General features: G+C 70.9%; 14 protein-coding genes. 5 read left to right on the top strand and 9 right to left on the bottom strand.

What is annotated here, in order from left to right:
* Positions 1–164: 164 nt before the first annotated feature.
* The 3 genes from NR792_RS34720 to NR792_RS34730 form a co-directional block, all read right to left on the bottom strand.
* On the bottom strand, positions 165–3425 hold the full coding sequence (locus NR792_RS34720; RefSeq protein ID WP_375756997.1) for a carboxypeptidase regulatory-like domain-containing protein: 3261 nt from the start codon (positions 3423–3425) through the stop codon (positions 165–167).
* 197 nt (positions 3426–3622) lie between these two features.
* On the bottom strand, positions 3623–4009 hold the full coding sequence (locus tag NR792_RS34725) for a hypothetical protein (protein WP_375756998.1): 387 nt from the start codon (positions 4007–4009) through the stop codon (positions 3623–3625).
* Positions 4006–4878, bottom strand: a complete 873-nt coding sequence (locus tag NR792_RS34730; protein WP_375756999.1) for a TIGR02587 family membrane protein — start codon at positions 4876–4878, stop codon at positions 4006–4008. Before NR792_RS34730 ends, NR792_RS34725 begins: the two co-directional genes overlap by 4 nt.
* A gap of 193 nt (positions 4879–5071) precedes the next feature.
* Here NR792_RS34730 and purU point away from each other — a divergent pair, with 193 nt between their 5' ends.
* Positions 5072–5935, top strand: coding sequence for a formyltetrahydrofolate deformylase (gene purU, locus NR792_RS34735; RefSeq protein ID WP_375757000.1), 864 nt, complete (start codon positions 5072–5074; stop codon positions 5933–5935).
* 292 nt (positions 5936–6227) lie between these two features.
* The gene (locus NR792_RS34740; protein ID WP_375761744.1) at positions 6228–7445 is read left to right on the top strand and encodes a FadR/GntR family transcriptional regulator; all 1218 of its coding nucleotides are present in this window, start codon (positions 6228–6230) and stop codon (positions 7443–7445) included.
* A 146-nt stretch (positions 7446–7591) separates the two neighbouring features.
* Here the strand turns inward: NR792_RS34740 and NR792_RS34745 are convergent, their stop codons facing one another.
* The 4 genes from NR792_RS34745 to NR792_RS34760 form a co-directional block, all read right to left on the bottom strand.
* Complete coding sequence (locus NR792_RS34745; RefSeq protein WP_375757001.1) at positions 7592–8779, bottom strand: hypothetical protein; 1188 nt, start codon at positions 8777–8779, stop codon at positions 7592–7594.
* Between the two features lie 387 nt (positions 8780–9166).
* The gene (locus tag NR792_RS34750; protein WP_375757002.1) at positions 9167–9970 is read right to left on the bottom strand and encodes a tol-pal system YbgF family protein; all 804 of its coding nucleotides are present in this window, start codon (positions 9968–9970) and stop codon (positions 9167–9169) included.
* Positions 9967–10500, bottom strand: a complete 534-nt coding sequence (locus NR792_RS34755; RefSeq protein WP_375757003.1) for an RNA polymerase sigma factor — start codon at positions 10498–10500, stop codon at positions 9967–9969. Before NR792_RS34755 ends, NR792_RS34750 begins: the two co-directional genes overlap by 4 nt.
* A gap of 101 nt (positions 10501–10601) precedes the next feature.
* Positions 10602–11939, bottom strand: coding sequence for a hypothetical protein (locus NR792_RS34760; RefSeq protein WP_375757004.1), 1338 nt, complete (start codon positions 11937–11939; stop codon positions 10602–10604).
* 182 nt (positions 11940–12121) lie between these two features.
* Between NR792_RS34760 and NR792_RS34765 the strand changes: the two genes are divergently transcribed.
* Complete coding sequence (locus NR792_RS34765) at positions 12122–13390, top strand: MFS transporter (RefSeq protein ID WP_375757005.1); 1269 nt, start codon at positions 12122–12124, stop codon at positions 13388–13390.
* 4 nt (positions 13391–13394) lie between these two features.
* Here NR792_RS34765 and NR792_RS34770 read toward each other — a convergent pair whose 3' ends face one another.
* The gene (locus NR792_RS34770) at positions 13395–14459 is read right to left on the bottom strand and encodes a PQQ-binding-like beta-propeller repeat protein (protein WP_375757006.1); all 1065 of its coding nucleotides are present in this window, start codon (positions 14457–14459) and stop codon (positions 13395–13397) included.
* Between the two features lie 101 nt (positions 14460–14560).
* Between NR792_RS34770 and add the strand changes: the two genes are divergently transcribed.
* Complete coding sequence (gene add, locus NR792_RS34775) at positions 14561–15724, top strand: adenosine deaminase (RefSeq protein ID WP_338266630.1); 1164 nt, start codon at positions 14561–14563, stop codon at positions 15722–15724.
* Positions 15725–15733: 9 nt separating this feature from the next.
* Positions 15734–16216, top strand: coding sequence for a hypothetical protein (locus NR792_RS34780; protein WP_375757007.1), 483 nt, complete (start codon positions 15734–15736; stop codon positions 16214–16216).
* A gap of 57 nt (positions 16217–16273) precedes the next feature.
* Here the strand turns inward: NR792_RS34780 and glgC are convergent, their stop codons facing one another.
* Positions 16274–17503 (bottom strand): glucose-1-phosphate adenylyltransferase, encoded by a 1230-nt coding sequence (gene glgC / locus NR792_RS34785; protein WP_375757008.1) that lies wholly within the window; start codon positions 17501–17503, stop codon positions 16274–16276.
* Positions 17504–17710: the final 207 nt, after the last annotated feature.

Raw genomic sequence — 17710 nt, forward strand, 5'->3', positions numbered from 1 at the left:
GGGGACGACGGCGCGTCCTCCGCGGACGACGCGGGCCGGGTGTTCCACACGAGGAACGCGAGGAGCGCGAAGACGGCGAGCGCGCCTCCCCCCAGCCAGGGCTTCAGTCCCCCACGTCTCGCGTTCCCCATGCACGGCAGGATAGCGGGCCCCTGTGTCGTGCGTCAGCGCGCGAGGGGAATCCAGACAGGCCGCACGTCGCGGGACAGCGTGCCTTCGGCGGGCACGTCCAGCTCCTCGCGGTGGATCCGGTCCTTGTCGCGGTTGCTCGCGATGACGGTGTAGTGGCCCGCGGGAACGCGGCGGAACGTGACGGACGTGCCGGTCCATTCCTCCAGCGGGTGTTGCTGGAGGCCCAGGTGTACGAAGTCCCTGGCGCTGCCGGGCGCGAGCGCCTGGCCGGGCAGCAGGAACGCGCTGTCGACGTCCTCCGGCAGCCGGAGCGTGACGGTGGCGCCGGTGCCCAGCGCGTCGAAGTCGAGGGTGACGTCGCCACCAGGCGGAATCCGCACGCTGCGGGCAGGGAAGCGGGTTTCGTGCACCGCGTCCTCCACCCAGACATTCACCGTGTAGCGCCCGGGGGGCAGGCCGTTGAACGTGAAGTCTCCCGGGCCGAGATTGAGGTGCTGCGTCAGACCGTCCGAGCGCGTGAAGGTGAGCCGGGCCTTGAGCGGCTGGCCCTGCGCGTCGCGGATGTGGCCCGTCACCCGGGCGCCCGTGTCGAGCGAGAGGGTGATGCTCTCCTCCTCCGCGCCCACCCTCGCGCGCGACGGCAGGTGGAACTGGGTGTTCACCTCGAGCGTGAACGCCGTGAGGGGCATGTGCTCCAGCAGCAGCGAGCCATCCTTGAGAGGGCCCGTCCGGGTCGGAGGCAGGAAGGGCGGTCCGTCCGAGACGCCTTCGCCGTGGACCTGATAGCTGAGGGCCGCCGTCATCTCCCGCCCCGTGGTGTCGCGCATGCGTCCGTTGTACGGCGCGCCCGTCGAGGCTTCGCGCAGCAGCACCCGCACCGTCCTCCCTCGCGTCAGCGTGACGGTGCCCAGGTCCAGGTCGTTCTCCCCGTCCGGCGTGACCGTGCGATCCACCTGCGCGAAGCCCTTGGCGCGCACCAGGAACCGCTGGGCGCCGGTGGCTTCGAACATGCGCTGGTCGAAGCGCCCGTCCGGGTGGGTGTACCTCTGGCCGTTCACCTCGAAGAACTCCAGCGCCTCGCCGCCTTCCGCCACCACCCGGCCCCGCACGTGCGGGATGCGCCGCAACACCAGCCGGACCTCCGCCGTGTCGCGGCCCACCACGACGGAGTCGTCATCGCCGCCGGCAAGGACGCCCTGCGAGGCCGAGGCGACGACGACGTGCCCCGGCAGCTTCGCGGTGAGCACGTGGCGGGCCGCGCTGAGTGAGCGCAGGGTGAAGTGGCCTTCGGCATCCGTGCGGACGCCCTCGGGCTCCAATCCTGGCCGGGACAGCGCGCCCCGGTAGCGGGGCCGGTCCGCTTCCAGGACCTCCGCGCGGAGGGCGACACCGGGCAGGGGCCGCCCCTGGGGACTCACGACGGCGCCCCGCAGGGTCCGGCCTTCCTCCAGCCGCAGCGTGACGGACGGCGCCTCTCCCGCCCGGACCTCCACGGGTTGGGAGGCGTGCACGGCCACGGCCCGTCCAGGCACCATCGCCTCCGCCACGTAGCTGCCCGGGGGCACGCCCTGGAGGGTGGCCTGCCCGTGAGCATCCGTGACTTCCACCCGGTCGGCTTCGCCGCGCGCGTCGCGCTTCCAGAGCGTCACCTGGGCGCTGCGCACCGGCGCTTCCACCGCGCTCAGGACGGTGAGGGACACCTGGGTGCCCCGGCGCAGCACCATCCGCACGTTCTCCGACGGAAGCTCCACGGCGAGGCGCTGAAGGACGAAGGTCGCGTCGTCGACGTCCAGCCACGCGGGACCTGCCTCCGCCGCGTCCAGGACGAAGCGTCCGGCTTCGTCCGTCACGGCGTGGTCCGTGATGACGTCCAGTTCGGAGGGCGACACCGGGCCCGGATGGAGCTGGACCGTGCGGCCCGAGAGCGGCTGGCCCGCTTCGTCGACGAGGACGCCCGCCACGGAAGCGGCGTGCGGCAGGGTGAAGTCGAACGCCTCCTCCATCTCTCCAAGTTCCTGGTACTCCGGCTCCACGTCGACGTGGCGCGCGGCGCGGGCCGCCATGAAGTGCGGCAGCCGGAACAGGGGGCCCAGCCGGTAGTGCCCCTGCGCATCCGTGACGGCCTGTCCGCGCTGGGACGGCGTGCCCTCGTCATGGCGATGTGCCTGGACCCGGGCGCCTGGAATCGGGCTGCCGCTCTCGTCGCTGACGGTGCCCTGGATGATCATTCCGGGCCCGAGCGTGAGGACCACGTCCTCGCGGGGCTCCGTCTCGACGTACGCGAAGCCGTCATGCGCCGCCGTCTCCGCGAAGAGCTGGCCGGGTGGGCCTTCGACGGACCGGAAGGAGAAGTGTCCCCGAGCATCCGTGAGTGCCGTGCGCCACTCGGGCGTGATGCCAGGCGTGTACAGCCGGACGGAGACGCCGGGCGCGGGTGCTCCCTTCGCCGTCACCACCGTGCCCGCGTACTTCGCGGGGCGGTCCAGGATGAAGGTGGCCTCCTCCAGCGGATCCGCCCGCATGCGCAGCAGGGGGCCGCGGTCCCGGACCGTGACGAGGATGCCGTAGTCGGCCGGTGGCACGGGCCCGATGCGGAAGCGTCCGTCCGCGCCGCTGGTCGCGGGGAAGAAGCGCGTGTGTTCGTGGGAGAAGACGGTGATGCGCGCACCCACGACGGGCTCTCGTCCTGGAGGTTCGTTCGTGACGATGCCTTCGAAGAAGAGGCCCTCGTCGAGCTGCAAGACCACGCCCTCACGGCCCGTCGTCACGTCAGGGCGCATCGCGACGCTCTGGCCATGGGTGGCCTGGAGCGTGAGCTTTCCCTCGGGGAGTCCGTCCAGGATGAAGCTGCCATCCTCCGCGCTGAGGGTCTCCGCGACGGTGGGGGCTTCTCCTTCGCGCTGATCCACCTGCTCCACCAGCTCGTCGAAGGCTTCGTCCCAGCACCGCATCAACCGGGGCGGAGGCTCACCGGGAGCCAGAGACGCGCTGTCGGAAGGAGGGCAGGAGCGCTCCGACAGCGTGACCTCCGGCTCCACGCGCGAAGCGGACACGCGCACGCCCGCGACGGGGCCCTGCGCATCACGCACGACGCCGGTGATGCGCGGGCCTCCGGTGGAGTTGGACGAAGCCAGCCCCGTGCTGAAGCGGGAGAAGAATCCGGAGGCGGTGGTGGAACCCCGGGACGCAGGACCCGAAGTGCCTCCAGGCCCGCGCAGGACGAAGAAGGCCAGGAGCAGCAGTCCGACGACGGCCGCGACCGCGAAGCCGGCTGCCCGATATCCCCTGCGCATGCGCCGCGTCTCCTGGAGTGCGAAGGCGCAGGATAGCCGCTAGCGGGTCGGGTCGGGCAGCAGCACCGTGACGGTGTCCTGGTTCGCTTCGACGGTCACGTCCTGGACGATGGTGCTCCGCATCCTCCGGACGGAGTAATGGCCGCCCACCACCCCAGCCTCCTCGCGCGCATGCGCGGTCAGGATCGCAGCGTGCGTCAGGGCGCGGCGAAGCCCACCGCGTGAGCCTCCACGCCCGCGGGGGAGGGATCCTCGCGGAACGCGACCCAGGCCTCCCGCTGGGAGTGGCGCGGCACGTACGCCAGCACGAACTCCGCCTCCTCCCTGGGCTCGCGGCCGCCCCGCAGCGACACGCGCACGTGGACCTCTTCCGCCGCCGTGTCGCCGTGGTTCGTCACCGTGACGGGCACCCGCCACTCCCGCGCGTTCGCGGCCGCCACCGGCGTGCCCACCTGCACGGTCAGGTCCGGCGGGCCGCTACCCGTGGTCCACGCATCCACCGCCAGGTAGCCCAGCACCAGCGCCACGAGCACGCAGCTCGACACGAAGACGACGCCCTCCAGCCAGTTCCAGTTCGTCCTCATGATTGGATGAGCAGTCTCCCCGCTGAAGCCCCCAGCGTCGACGCCAGGCTCAGCACCACCACCTGGGCCATGCAGACGCTCAGGCCATTGCCGTTGAACCGGCCGAAGAACCACAACACGAGCGCGCTCGACAGCAGCGCGATGGCATACGTGACGAACGTGCCCGCCAGCACGTCCCGGCGCAGCCTGCGGCGCGTGAAGCGGTGCGCGCGAGTGAAGTCACTCTGGAAGAGGATGAGCCCGCCCAGCAGCAGCGACAGCACGGCGAGCCCCAGCAGGCACCAGGGCTGCGTCTCCACGGCGATCATCACGATCTCCTCCGTGGGGGCCACGTTGGCCGCGAACAGCACCGCGCCGCAGAACGAGATGACCAGCTGCCCGGGGATGTGATCCGCGGACTCCAGCCGCTTCTTGTCCTCCTCCTCGTCCTCCTCGCGGTGCTGGCCGCCCAGCTGCGCGGTGCCCACCGACACGCCGATGGCCACCGTGCCGGCCTCCACCACCACCATGCCCACCGCTTCCTGCAGTGACGTGCCCTGGCCGATGCGGCCAATGAGCACGAGCACGGCCACGGACACGAGCAGCCCCAGCCCCAGCTCCTCCAGGGAGTCCGTGAAGACGTCGAACCAGTTCACGTCCCGGCGGAAGCCGCCGTAGCGGTTGTACCCGAGCAGCAGCACGTACGTGGCCACCAGGTAGCCCAGCACGCTGCCCGGATGGGACGTGAAGCCCGCCCACCACACCTCCATCGTGTAGAGCAGCGGCAGGCTGAAGAGCAGGCCGCCCGCGATGCCCCGGCCGTATTCGCGCAGGGAGTCCGCCACCGGTCGTCGGCGGCTGGGCGCGTCGGATGGGAGGGCGTCGGCCATGACAGACCAGAGTCTAGGTTCGCTTCGCCGCGAAGGAAGTCTCCCGCGCACGGAATGCCACCCGGGAGGACGGTCCTGCCCACTCCAGCCCGCGGGGGCGTGGAAGGCAGATGGGCGCCCGCCAGACACCGGACACTCCTCGCCGTGCTCCGGGACGGGCGCTCACCCGGCGCGGCTATAGTCGCGGACGCCCATGACCGAGCGTCCCGCCCAGTACATCCTCACGCTGTCGTGCCCGGATCAGCGCGGCATCGTCCATGCCGTCTCCGGCTGGCTCGCCGAGCACGGCTGCAACATCCTCGACAGCGCCCAGTACGGAGACCCGCAGACGCGGCTGTTCTTCATGCGCGTGCACTTCGCGGATGAAGAGGGGAAGGTCGAGTCCGCGGCGTTGCGCGACGCCTTCGGGATGCTCGCGCAGCGCTTCTCCATGGACTGGCACCTGCACGACGCGGCGGAGAAGCCTCGGGTGCTGCTGATGGTCTCGAAGATCGGCCACTGCCTGAACGACCTGCTGTATCGCTACCGCAGCGGCATCCTGCCGGTGGAGATCCCGGCCATCGTGTCCAACCACCGGGACTTCTACCAACTGGCCGCGTCCCACGACATTCCGTTCCACCACCTGCCGGTGACGGCGGAGAACAAGGCACGGCAGGAGGCACGACTGCTGGAGCTGGTGCGCGAGCAGCGCGTGGACCTGGTGGTGCTCGCCCGGTACATGCAGATCCTCTCCCCGGAGACGTGCGATGCGCTGCGCGGGCGGCTCATCAACATCCACCACTCGTTCCTGCCCAGCTTCAAGGGCGCGAGGCCGTACCAGCAGGCCTACGACCGGGGCGTGAAGCTGATTGGCGCGACGGCCCACTTCGTCACGGGCGACCTGGACGAGGGACCCATCATCGAACAGGACGTGGAGCGCGTGGACCACACGCTGTCGCCCGAGGCCCTGACCGCGATAGGGCGCGACGTGGAGAGCGTGGTGTTGGGCCGCGCGGTGACGTGGTTCGTGCAGCACCGCATCCTGCTCAACGGTCACAAGACCGTCGTGTTCCGCTGAGCAAAGCAGGTCGCCAGAAGTTCGTGACCCGAAGGGGCCCGTGAAGACAGGAGTTTCGCGGAGCGCGGCATCGGGCCACGGCGGCGTGCATGCGTGGATGCAAAGGTGGGGCTACGGGTAGCGGCGCCCGCCGGGAGCGCTTCCGCCAAACCTGTCCGACAGTCGGACAGGTTCGTGCCGCCTGGGGCCCAGGCCGCCCTGTCCCGGCAACCAACGAGGACGGTGGGCCCACGCGTCCATGTCAGACCCCTCTGGTTGGATGGGCGAAGGTAGGGCGAGGAGGCGGACGGTGATGGTGAGGGTGGGGCTCGTGGCGTACGTGGAGGAGCAACTCGAGCGAGAGATTTCGCTCGGGAGGCTGCCGAGGAATGGCCAGATTGGCTCGGAGCAGGTGCTGGCGCGTCGCTACGGGGTGAGCCGAAGCACCGTGCGGGAGGCGCTGCGGCGGCTGGCGGCGCGAGGCCTGGTGGTGCAGCGTCCCGGCCGTGTGACGCGCGCGGTGGCGTTGGATGAGTCACTGACGCTGGAGAACCTGGGACTGGCGCTGCATGACAAGCGCTCCGAGGAATGCCGGCGGCTCCTGGAGGGCTTCTTCAGCCTCAAGCGGCAGGTGCTGGTGGAGCTGCTGGCCGACTGCTGCACGAGTGCCTCCGAGAGGGATGTTCGCCAACTGGAGAACCTCTGCTACGCCCTCGGGGACGCGGCGCACTGGCATCCTGGGGAGCGCTGCGCGCAGCTGGAATTCGAGTTGCTGAGGCTGGCGGCCCAGGCGGCGGCCCGTCCCGGGCACCTGCTCCTCATTCAGTCACTGCAACGGGCCCTGAGAGGCAACGCGGCCCGGCTGCTGTCCTTCATGGGCGGCGAATCCCTGCGCCAGTGGGCCCTGGGCGCGATGCACGCCCTGAGTGACCGCGACGCGCAGGCACTTCAGCACCAGCTGCCGGCGCTGCTGAAGGCGTGCGATGAGCGCGTGCTGGACGCCTTTGCTCCTGCCCCGCGGGAGCATGCGTCCCCCGAGGCCCACAGCGCTGAGGAGTGCCTTCTCGGAGACCCCGCGTCAGCCACCGCGCACGATGATGCGCTGGAGGCACGCCCCTGCAGTGAGGAGCATGAGCCTGGTTGCCTCGCGTCAGCCTCCGAGGACGCTGCGGCGCTCAACGGTTCCCCCCGCCCCCAGGTGCAGGACCTCCCCGTGGAGCCCGCTGACACGGCGCCGCTGTCCCCATCCGCCCTGGGGCTCGCCCCTTGCGAGCCCGTTGAGGCGCGATCCGAGGGGGACGTGACGGGGGCCGTCCTCGGAAACCTGTCCGACTGTCGGACAGGTTGGGACACTTCGTCTCTGGAAGGTGGACTCCAGCCAGAGGCTCCACCCACCGGCTTCCGCGAACAGACCAGCGTGACGGAGCACAAGGAGGGCGGATCGCTACACGGCACCGAGGGCCCTCTGGGCCGGTGGGCTGTGCGCTTCTGGCACTTCATTGCCCGCTCCCTGGGACTGCCTGTTTCGTGAGCGGCGACAGCCGTTCGCGGCCTTGTCGTCCATGAAGACGCCGCGCGCTTCACGGGTGGCAATGGCTGCGCCGATTGACCTGGCACGCATCCCCGCTTGGGCCGTGCTGCCGCGGCGGATGTATCAGCGGGCTTCTGGCTCACTGCTCAATCCGCGGGGCACGCGGCGCCCGCGTCGAGCACGTCCGCGTCGTGGTGCACCTGCACCGCGCCGGACGCCTCCAGGTGGCGCACGAACAGCGATCCGAAGACCTCCGCGTTGCCACTCAGGTTGAGCTGGGCCTGCGGCGCGTAGAGGTTGCCGGCGAGCGTGCTGCCCGCGGAGATGTCCAAGGGCTGCGTGCCCGCCACGTAGACACGCACCCGGGAGGGCAGGGCGGCGGAGCCCAGCGTGAGCTGGCCGGACACGACGAAGCCTCCCGCGAGGAAGAGGTCCAGTTCGCCCGGGGGCTGCACGTCCACGGTGAGCGCCTCGACCAGGTCCACTCCGCCGGGGATGAACAGCGCGGTGCGGCCCCGGATGCGCAGCGTGGCGTGGCCGGGCCCCGCGATGCGTGTCAGCAGGAAGCGGCCACAGGGCAGCTCCAGCACTCGCTCGCCGGTGACGTCTTCCAGCGTCGCAGGGTCCAGCCCGATGGTCGCGTTGTCGTTGTCCACGGTGTGGTGGGCGATGAGCGCTGCCGGGTCGAAGCGGGAGGTCTCGGCGCAGTCACAGGGCGTGACCGCGGGCACGGGCTCACGGCGCAGGTCCGACGCCTGGGCAGGGCCGGGGGAGAATTCCGGAGGAACCGTGAGAACGCCGCCCACGGTGAGCGCGGCGAGCGTCACGTCTCCATTCACCCTCGCGTCACCGGCCACGGTGGCGGACGTGCCCGGACCGGAAAGGGAGCCGTTGCTGTCCAGGCTTCCGCCCACCGTGAGAGGGCTGCTGAGCTGGACGCCGCCCACCTGGAGCGAGCCGCCCACCGTGACGCGGTCGTTCGCGGACAAGCCGGCATTCACGCCCACGTCGCCGCCCGTGCCACCGGGAGCGTAGGGGCCCACTGAACTCCGGAACGCATCCACGGCGAACGGAGCGCTGAGGGACAGGCCTTCGCAGGAACACGCCGCGCGGCGGAACAGCGTCTCCGCCAGTTGGCCGCTGCACAGCAGGGGCCCCGACGACGGATTGCCCAACAGGAGCGGAGGCCCGCTGTCCGCGCAGTGCTCCGCCCATTCATCCGGAATGTCGCTCCCGCCGTCAGGCGAATGCAGCGTGGCCACCGGGTCGCTCACCGTGCACGCGGCGCCCAACATCGCTGCCCATGGGATGAATCGCGTGATGCGGAGTTTCATGGGGCTGTCACCTTGCCGCGCCATGCGTGGAAGCGCCCGACGGCCAATCCCCACATCGCCGAGGGGATGCACCCCGCGCGTGGGGATAACGGCCCCCGGATGCCCCAAGCCCGGTCCATCCGTACGGTCCACCTCCCGCCCGACGCGGCCCGACCTGTCTGCTTGTCGGACAGGTTTTCGCTGCTCGGAGGAGGTGGAAGCCCCCAGCCATGGCGGGTGATGCGATTCTTCAAACCTGTCCGACTGTCGGACAGGTTCGTGCGGTGCGCCGCTGACGGGCAGTCTCCGCAGGGTTCTCGCTGCTCATCCTTGGGGCTTGCCTTCATGTCCGGCGGCCTGGGAGACAGCCCATGCCTCGACGCGCGGTGCTCCACGGTGGGCCGCGCCTCATGGCGGCGACAGCTCCCGGAGCCGCGCTCGGGACGCCGTGCTCAGTGGCGAGTCCGGATGCATCGTGAGGAACTCACCCAGCGCCCGGGCCTCCGCCGCCGTGTCGCCCAGGGCGCGGTGGGCTTCGGCGACTCCGTGGCGCGCTTCCGGATCCAGCATGCCACCGGGTTGCAGTCGCACCGCGTCCTGGAACTGGCGCAGGGCGCCGCGTGCGTCCCCCAGGTGCTCCAGCCGTAACGAGCCAGACGCCACGCGCGCGACGTACGCGGCCAGCGACGACGGCTCCGCCCGGATGACGCGCAGGTACAACTCTTCCGCTTCCTTCCACTTCCCCGCCGAACGGAACGCGTTGGCCTGCCGCAGCAGGTCCTCCGGCTTCGACGACTCCTTCACCGCGATGCTCGGACGCAGCGGCCGGGGGTGCTCGATGGTGAAGGGCTCGGGTGGTGGTGGGGTGCTGGGGAGGGGCACCGGCTCCAGCGTGGCCACCCGCGTCGGCTCCGGCACGGCCGGCGTCAGCACCACCGGGGGCGGTTGCGCGGGGCGCGAGTAACGCCACGCCGCGGCGGCCGCAGCCCCGGTGAAGACGAGCGCCGCGCCCGCCACCAACCACACGGGAGGCCGCTTGCGCCTTCGCGGAGGCTCCGGCGCCTGTTGGAGCGCCGCGTCCAGCGCCGCCTGGACGAGCGCGCTCGAGCGCTGCCGCGACAGCCGCCGCGCGGGCCCACTGCCGTCATCCAGGGGCCGCAGCAGCCCGTCCAGCGGCTCCGCGTCACCGTCGTCGGGAGGGCGGGAGCTCATGTCGACTCCCCCTCTGGCGTCTCGCCGTCCGAGGCCAGCGCGCGCAGGGCGGTGCGTCCCAGGCGCAGCCGGCTGCGCACGGTCTCGAAGGGGACGCCCAGCTCTGTGGAGATCTCCTGCACGCTCAATTCCAGGACGTGGTGCAGCACCAGCGCGTGCCGCTGCTCCGTCGACAGCCTGTCCAGCAACGCCACCAGGTGACGGCGATGCAGGTATTCGTCCGCCGGCGCTTCGTCGGACGGCACCGCCAACAACTCCACCGGATCCTCACTGTAACGGGCCTCGCGCCCGCGTGAACGCTTGATCCACGCGAAGGTCGTGCGCACCACCACCCGGTCTACCCAGCCGTGGAACCGCCCGTCACCGCGATAGGTGGGCAGGCCCCGCACCAGCGCGATGAGCGCCTCCTGGGCAATGTCCTCCACGTCCGAGTCCCCCCGCACCAGATAGCGCACCAGGTTGCGCACGCGGGGCAGCAGGTCCAGGAGGAGGGACTCGGTCGCGTCGCGCTGTCCGCGCATGGCCGCCATCAGCCGGGTGTCCTCACCCCGGGGCGCGACGGTCGCATGTGAGCCCGAGCTCCTCATGTCCTGTAGGGAGGAGGGACGGCGCGAAATCGGGTCATCGGTGCTCACGGAAAAATCACCATCCCCACTCCCAGTCGGGGACGCACGGACGCGCCGTCCTCCCGGAGCACGAAGCCGCCATCCACCGCGTAGCCCAGCCGGGGGCGTCCCAGGAGCACCTCGCCCGACAGCGCCGCCTCCAGCGCGAGCGCCGGCCCTGCCCGCCACGCCACTCGCACCACCGGCCCCATGACGAAGGCCGCGAGCAGCCGCGACGGTGCCGGTTCCACCTCCGCGGTCAGCGCCTCCGTGCGCCGCCAGAAGCCCGCGACGCCCGCGCCCAGGCCCACCGTGCCCTCCCATGCCCCCGCCTTCACGAAGGGCACGTCCACCCACGCCAGCGCTGAACCCTGCGCCAGGCGGAGGTCCGTGTACGCGTCCCGCAGGTGCACCGGCAGCGCCGCCAGCACCTGCGCGCGAAGCCGCAGCACCCGGCCCGCCCACCCCGCGCCCACGGACAGGCCCTGCTGTCCGGTGGGGTGATAGCCATCCAAAGCCGCGTGAAGGCCCACCTGCACGAAGGCCCCGTCCGCTGGATCCGCCGGGACCACTGGCGTTGCCTTGGCCACCGGGGCCGGCGCAGGCGGATCCGCCGGAACCACCGGCGGCGCCTCGGCCACCGAGGCCGGCGCAGGCGGATCCGCTGGGACCACCGGCGTTGCCTTGGCCACCGGGGCCGGCGCAGACGGATCCGCCGGGACCACTGGCGGTGTCTTGGCCACTGGGGCCGGCGCAGGCGGATCCGCCGGGGCCACCGGCGGTGTCTTGGCCACTGGGGCCGGCGCAGGTGGATCCGCCGGGACCACTGGCGTTGCCTTGGCCACCGGAGCCGGCGCGGGCGACGGAGACGCCACCACGGGAGGAGGGGGCACGACGACTTCGCCCAGCGGTTCGCCCGCCTCCACCGCGCGCAGCGCCGAACGCACCGCCAACGCCAGGGCCTCCGCGCCCACGGACCACGTCAGCGTCCCCGGCGCGCCCTCCACCCGAGCACTCCGCACGAACAGGTGGCCCGTGCGCGGAGCCGCTACCGACACCCGCAGCTCCGCCCCGGCCCGCGTGAACCACAGCACCGCCCGAGCGTCCTGACGCAAGGCCATCCGCTTCGCCTCACGCCACGCTCCGCCGGGACTCGCCTCCATGGACGCGCCCGCTTCCACCTCCAGCACCACCGGCAGGTCGCTGCTCTGCCCCCGCACCCGCTCCAGCAGCGCGCGGTCCTCGGCGGACGCCACGCGCGCGACCGCCCGCCACGGCCCGGCCGCCCACGCGGAGCCGCCGAGCACCAGCCACAAGGCCAGCCCCACCACGCGCTGCCACGCCACGGCCTCCAACACGGACATGCGGTAAAACCTACCTTCCAGGGAATTCTTCTGGAAGCACCACCCCGTGTGGATCGCCTGTCACGCTGGGGAGGGGAGGGCGGAAGGGCGGAGGCCGCCCGTGCCCGTCCTCCCGGGCCCGGAGGATGTCTGTGGTTGAAGAAGGGGCGGGCGCGGGGCAGGAAGCGGTAGTGTCGCGCGCCATGAACCGCCTCCGGGAACTGCGCTCGGTCCTGAACCTCACCGTCCTCGTGGCGGGGCTGGGCTACTTCGTGGACCTCTTCGACATCACGCTGTTCGGCGTGGTGCGTGTCGCGTCGCTGAAGGACCTGGGCCTCACGGACCCTTCCGACATCTTCCAGAAGGGGCTCTTCATCTACAACGCGCAGATGGCGGGGATGATGGTGGGCGGCCTCTTCTGGGGGCTGCTCGGGGACAAGCGCGGACGGCTGTCGGTGATGTTCGGCTCCATCCTGCTGTACTCTGCGGCGAACCTGCTCAACCCCTTCGTCTGGGACGTGAACAGCTACGCCGCCTGCCGGTTTCTCGGAGGACTGGGGCTCGCGGGCGAGCTGGGCGCGGCCATCACGCTGGTCGCGGAGTCGCTGCCCAAGGAGAAGCGCGGTCTGGGCACCACCGTCGTCGCCACGCTGGGCATGCTGGGGATCGTCGTCGCGGCGCTCGTCGCGCAGCACCTGCACTGGAAGGCGGCCTACGTGACGGGCGGCGTGCTGGGCCTCTTGCTCCTCTTCGCGCGCTTCAAGGTGTCCGAGTCCGCCCTCTTCACCCACAATGCCGGCCCCGCGAAGGGCAACCCGCTGCTGCTGCTCACGGGCGGCCGCTTTCCCAAGTACCTGGGCTGCATCCTCGTGGGCGTGCCCATCTACTTCACCACCGGCATCCTCTTCGTCTTCGCCCCGGAGCTGACGGCGGGCATGCACGTGCAGGGCACCGTGACGGCGGGCAACGCCATCCTCTTCGGCAGCGTGGGCCTGACCTTGGGGGACCTGATGTCCGGCTTGTTGAGCCAGTGGCTCAAGAGCCGCAAGCGCGCCGTGGGCTTCAGCCTGTGCGCGTGGTTCGCGTTGGTGCTCGTGTACGGGCTGGTGCCGGGCCTTACCCCCACGCTCATCTACGCGCTGACCTTCCTCATCGGCCTGAGCGTGGGCTACTGGGCGGTGCTCATCACCATGGCGGCCGAGCAGTTCGGCACCAACATCCGCGCCACCGTCGCGACGTCCGTGCCCAACTTCGTGCGCGGCTCCGCGGTGCTCGCCGCCACTGCCTTCGGTCAGCTCAAGGGCTCGCTGGGCGTGGCGCACGCGGCGCTCGCCGTGGGGGCGGTGTGCTTCCTCCTCGCGCTCGTGGCCCTGGCGCGGCTGGCGGAGACCTTCCACCGCGACCTGGACTTCGTGGAGTCCTCCGGCGCCGCGAACGCCAACGCGGACGTGCGCCCCAGCTCCGGCGCTTGAGACGTCAGGCCGGCGGCGGCACCCGCAGCCGCCACGCCAGCACGCGGCCGTCCAGCCCCAGCACGAACACCAGCGGCCCGCGCACCACCGGCCGCGTGCGCAGCGGCGTGTCCGCCCGCACCGTGAACGCGGGCGTCCAGCCCGGCGCCTTGAGCGCGACCAGGCGCCCCTCGCGCCCGGACGTGGGCACCAGCAGCAGGTCCTCCAACCCCACCTGCACCCGGCCCACGAGCGGCGAGGGCAGCGCCACCCGCGCCACCTCCCGGCCCTCCGCGGTGGACAGCCCCACCAGCGACGCCGGCCCCACGCCCACCCACAGCGCGCCCAGGGCGCGCGCGGGCGGCCCCGTCACCCCGTCCGCGAAGCGCTGCTCCCAGCGCGTGCTCCCGTCCTTCGCCGACAGCGCCAGCACCCGGCCCGGGCGCGTGGCCACGAAGACGGTGTCCCGCTCCGAGTCCAGCCCCACCACGTCCATCACCGGCTTCGACCAGCGCGGCTCACCGCTCTCCGCGTCCAGCGCCCACAGCCCGGACTCGAGCGGCACCAGCAGCACGCCCTCCAGCAGCACCGGCGCCGCCCGGAGTGCCGGGGCCACGGACACCTGCGGCTCCAAGGATTTCACCGGAGCGGAGTCCAGCGCCTGTGCCGGAGCCTTGGGGGCCGGCCGCTTCCATCTCGCCTGTCCGGAGTCCGTGGCCAGGGCGCGCACTGCTCCGTCGGGCGCCACCAGGAAGACGGTGCGTCCCGCGTCGTCCACCACGGGCGGTGTCAGCAGGGGGGGCTCGCCGCCCAGGCGCCAGCGCTCCTTGCCGTCCTGAAGCGACAGACAGGCCAGCTCCCCCACCACCGTCCCCACGATGACGCTGTCGCCGGCCAGGGCGGGGGGCACCGCCACCTCGCGGCCCAGTCGGGTGGTCCACACCGGCCTGCCCTCGCGGTCCAGGCGCACCACCGCGCCCGCCTCGTTGCCCAGGAGCACCCCGTCCGCCAGGCCCGTGAGCCCCGTCCGGGAGGACGCATCGCTGGAGTACTGGAAGGCCGGTTCCACCGGCGCCCGCTGGCACGCCATGACGGCCAGCGTCAACGTCAGGCAGGGCACCAGGAGCAGGCGTGGACAGGCGCGGGACGGCATGGTTTGGGGGAGGATGACGCAAGCGAGGAACTTCGACCATGCCCACGATTCGTGACGACGAAACCCCCAACGCCACCGGCATCCCTTCATCCGCCCGGCGTACGGACATCATCCCGCCCCCCACGCTGGCGGTGACGGAGGAGCTGCTCCACGCGCTCCCCAAGACGGACCTGCACTGCCACCTGGACGGGTCCATGCGCCTGAAGACCATCCTGGAGCTGGCCGAGCAGCAGAAGATCAAGCTCATGGCCGACACCGAGGACGGCCTGGCCAAGGCCATCCACATGGGCCAGGTGTGCAAGAGCCTGGAGGAGTACCTCGTCGCGTTCGACGTGACGCTCTCCGTGCTCCAGACCGCGGAGTCCCTCTACCGCGCCGCCTACGAGCTGGCCGTGGACGCCGCCGCGGAGAACGTGCGCTGGCTGGAGGTGCGCTACTCGCCCGCGCTGCACCTGCAGAAGGGCCTGAAGATGACCACGGTCATCGACTCCGTGCTGGAGGGCCTGCGCGCCGCCAAGCGCGAGACGGGCATCAAGTGCGCCGTCATCGTCTGCGGCATCCGCCACATCAACCCGCAGACGTCCATGCGGCTGGCGGAGCTGTCCGTGGCGTACAAGAACCGCGGCGTCGTCGGCTTCGACCTGGCGGGCGCGGAGGCCAGCTTCCCCGCCAAGGACCACCTGGACGCCTTCCGCCTCATCCTCAAGAACAACGTCAACTGCACCGCGCACGCGGGTGAGGCCTACGGCCCGGAGTCCATCTCCCAGGCCATCCACTCGCTGGGCGCGCACCGCATCGGCCACGGCACCCGGCTGCGCGAGGACGGCGACCTGCTCAACTACGTCAACGACCACCGCATCCCCATGGAGGTCTGCCCGTCCTCCAACGTCCAGACGGGCGCGGTGTCCTCGCTGGAGTCCCACCCGCTCAAGTTCTATTTCGACTACGGCCTGCGGGTGACCATCAACACCGACAACCGCCTCATCACGGACACCACCGTGACGAAGGAGCTGTGGCTCGCCCACCGCCAGCTGGGCCTGTCGCTGGAGGACCTCACCACCATCATCGTGTCCGGCTTCAAGAGTGCCTTCCTCCCGTTCCGGGAGAAGCAGGACATGCTGCGGCAGGTGAACCAGGAGATCGCCACCACGCTCGCCGCCTTCGAGAAGCGCCCCGTCGCGGCCATGCGCCAGCCGGCCTGACCCCGCGCCATGGACGAAACCCAGGGCATCCCGCCGGACGTCGACCCCGCGCGCGAGAAGGCGGCCCAGGCCCTCAAGGTTCCCGCCCTCCTGATGATGGGGATGGGCGGCCTGTGGGTCCTGTACACGCTCTTCGGGCTCTACCGGACGCTGTCCCCGGCGGGCATGGAGCAGATGCAGGCGGGCATCGAGAAGGCCCTGGCGGTGTACCCGCCGGAGCTCCGGGTGCAGGCGCGGGCCATCCTGGCCCCCTTCCTGACCCCGACCTTCCTCCTCTTCAGCGCCCTGCCCGGAGTCTGCCTCAACGGGCTGGTCGTCTTCGGGGCCTGGAAGATGAAGAACCTCCAGCTCCACGGGCTGTCCATGACGGTGGCCATCATCTGCTGCATCCCGTGCTGCGGCCCGGCGTGGGGCCTGGGGCTCATCCCGGGCATCTGGTCGCTCGTCGTGCTCAACCGCCCGGAGGTGAAGGCGGCGTTCCGCTCGAAGTGACCAAAAAACGGGCGCCCCGGAGTGCTTCCGGGAGCGCCCGTTCGTGCCCGCGTCCGCTCAGGTGACCTTCATCCCCTTGGGGATGACGACGACGCCGCCGGACGTGACGTGGAAGCGGCGCTTGTCCTCCGCCGGGTCGTAGCCAATGGTCATCCCGGGAGGAATCTCCACGTTCTTGTCGATGATGGCCCGCTTGATGCGGCAGCGGCGGCCGATGGTGACGTTCTCGAAGAGGATGGAGTCCTCCACCTCCGAATACGAGTTCACCCGCACCTTGGGCGACAGCACCGAGCGGTGCACGCTGCCACCTGAGATGATGCAGCCCTCCGCCACCAGCGAGTCCGTCGCCTTGCCCACGCGCCGGTTGTCCTGGTCCGCGAAGACGAACTTCGCGGGCGGGTAGTTGTTGGGCTGCGTGTGGATGGGCCAGCGGTCGTTGTAGAGGTTGAACGTCGGGTCCACCTCCACCAGGTCCATGTTGGACTGGTAGTACACGTCGATGTTGCCCACGTCCCGCCAGTAGCCGCGCTCCTTGTCCTCCTGGCCGGCCACCGTGTTCTGGGCGAAGTCATACACGTACACGGGCTCGTGCTTGTACAGCTCGCTGATGATGGACTTGCCGAAGTCGTGCGCGCTCGTCTCGTCCGCCGCGTCGCGCACCACCTCCTTCACCAGCGTGTCCGTGGTGAAGAGGTAGTTGCCCATGGAGGCCAGGCACATCTTCGGGTTGCCCGGCATGGGCGGCGGGTCCTTGGGCTTCTCCAGGAACTGGAGCATCCGCCCGTCCGGCCCCACGTCGATGATGCCGAACTCGCGCCCCTGCTCGATGGGCACCGGGATCGCGGCCACCGTGCACGCGGCCTTCTGCTGGATGTGGAAGTCCAGCATCTTGCGCACGTCCATCCGGTACACGTGGTCCGCGCCGAAGACGAAGATGTGGTCCGGCTCCTCGTCCGTGATGATGTTGAGGTTCTGGTAGATGGCGTCCGCGCTGCCCTTGTACCAGTCCACGCCGGTGCGCATCTGCGCGGGCACCGCCTCCACGTAGTGACCCAGGAACGCCGTCATGCGCCACGCGCGTGACAGGTGGTTGTTGAGCGAGTCGCTCTTGTACTGGGTCAGCACCTTCATCCGGTACACACCGGAGTTGGCGAAGTTGGAGAGGACGAAGTCGATGATGCGGTAGCGCCCGCCGAACGGAACCGCGGGCTTCGCGCGCTCACGGGTCAGGGGCTCCAGGCGCGTGCCCGCGCCTCCCGCCAGAATCATGGCCAGCAGCTTTGACATAGGTGCCGGCCACGTTAACCGCCGGCCGCCGTCCCACAATGCTCGTGCGGCCCGTGCAGGCCTTACCGTTGAGTGCCCAACCGGGCGGGGTGGATGGGAGAAAAGCGACCTCCCGTTTTCGCGGCATGTAGGAGGAGGGGCGCAACCCCGTGCGTCCTCCCGGCTTGCGTGGCTTCCCCGGACCTTGCGTGCTAGCGTGGCCGGCGC

Source organism: Corallococcus exercitus (assembly GCF_042231735.1).
Classification (GTDB): Bacteria; Myxococcota; Myxococcia; order Myxococcales; family Myxococcaceae; genus Corallococcus; species Corallococcus exercitus_B.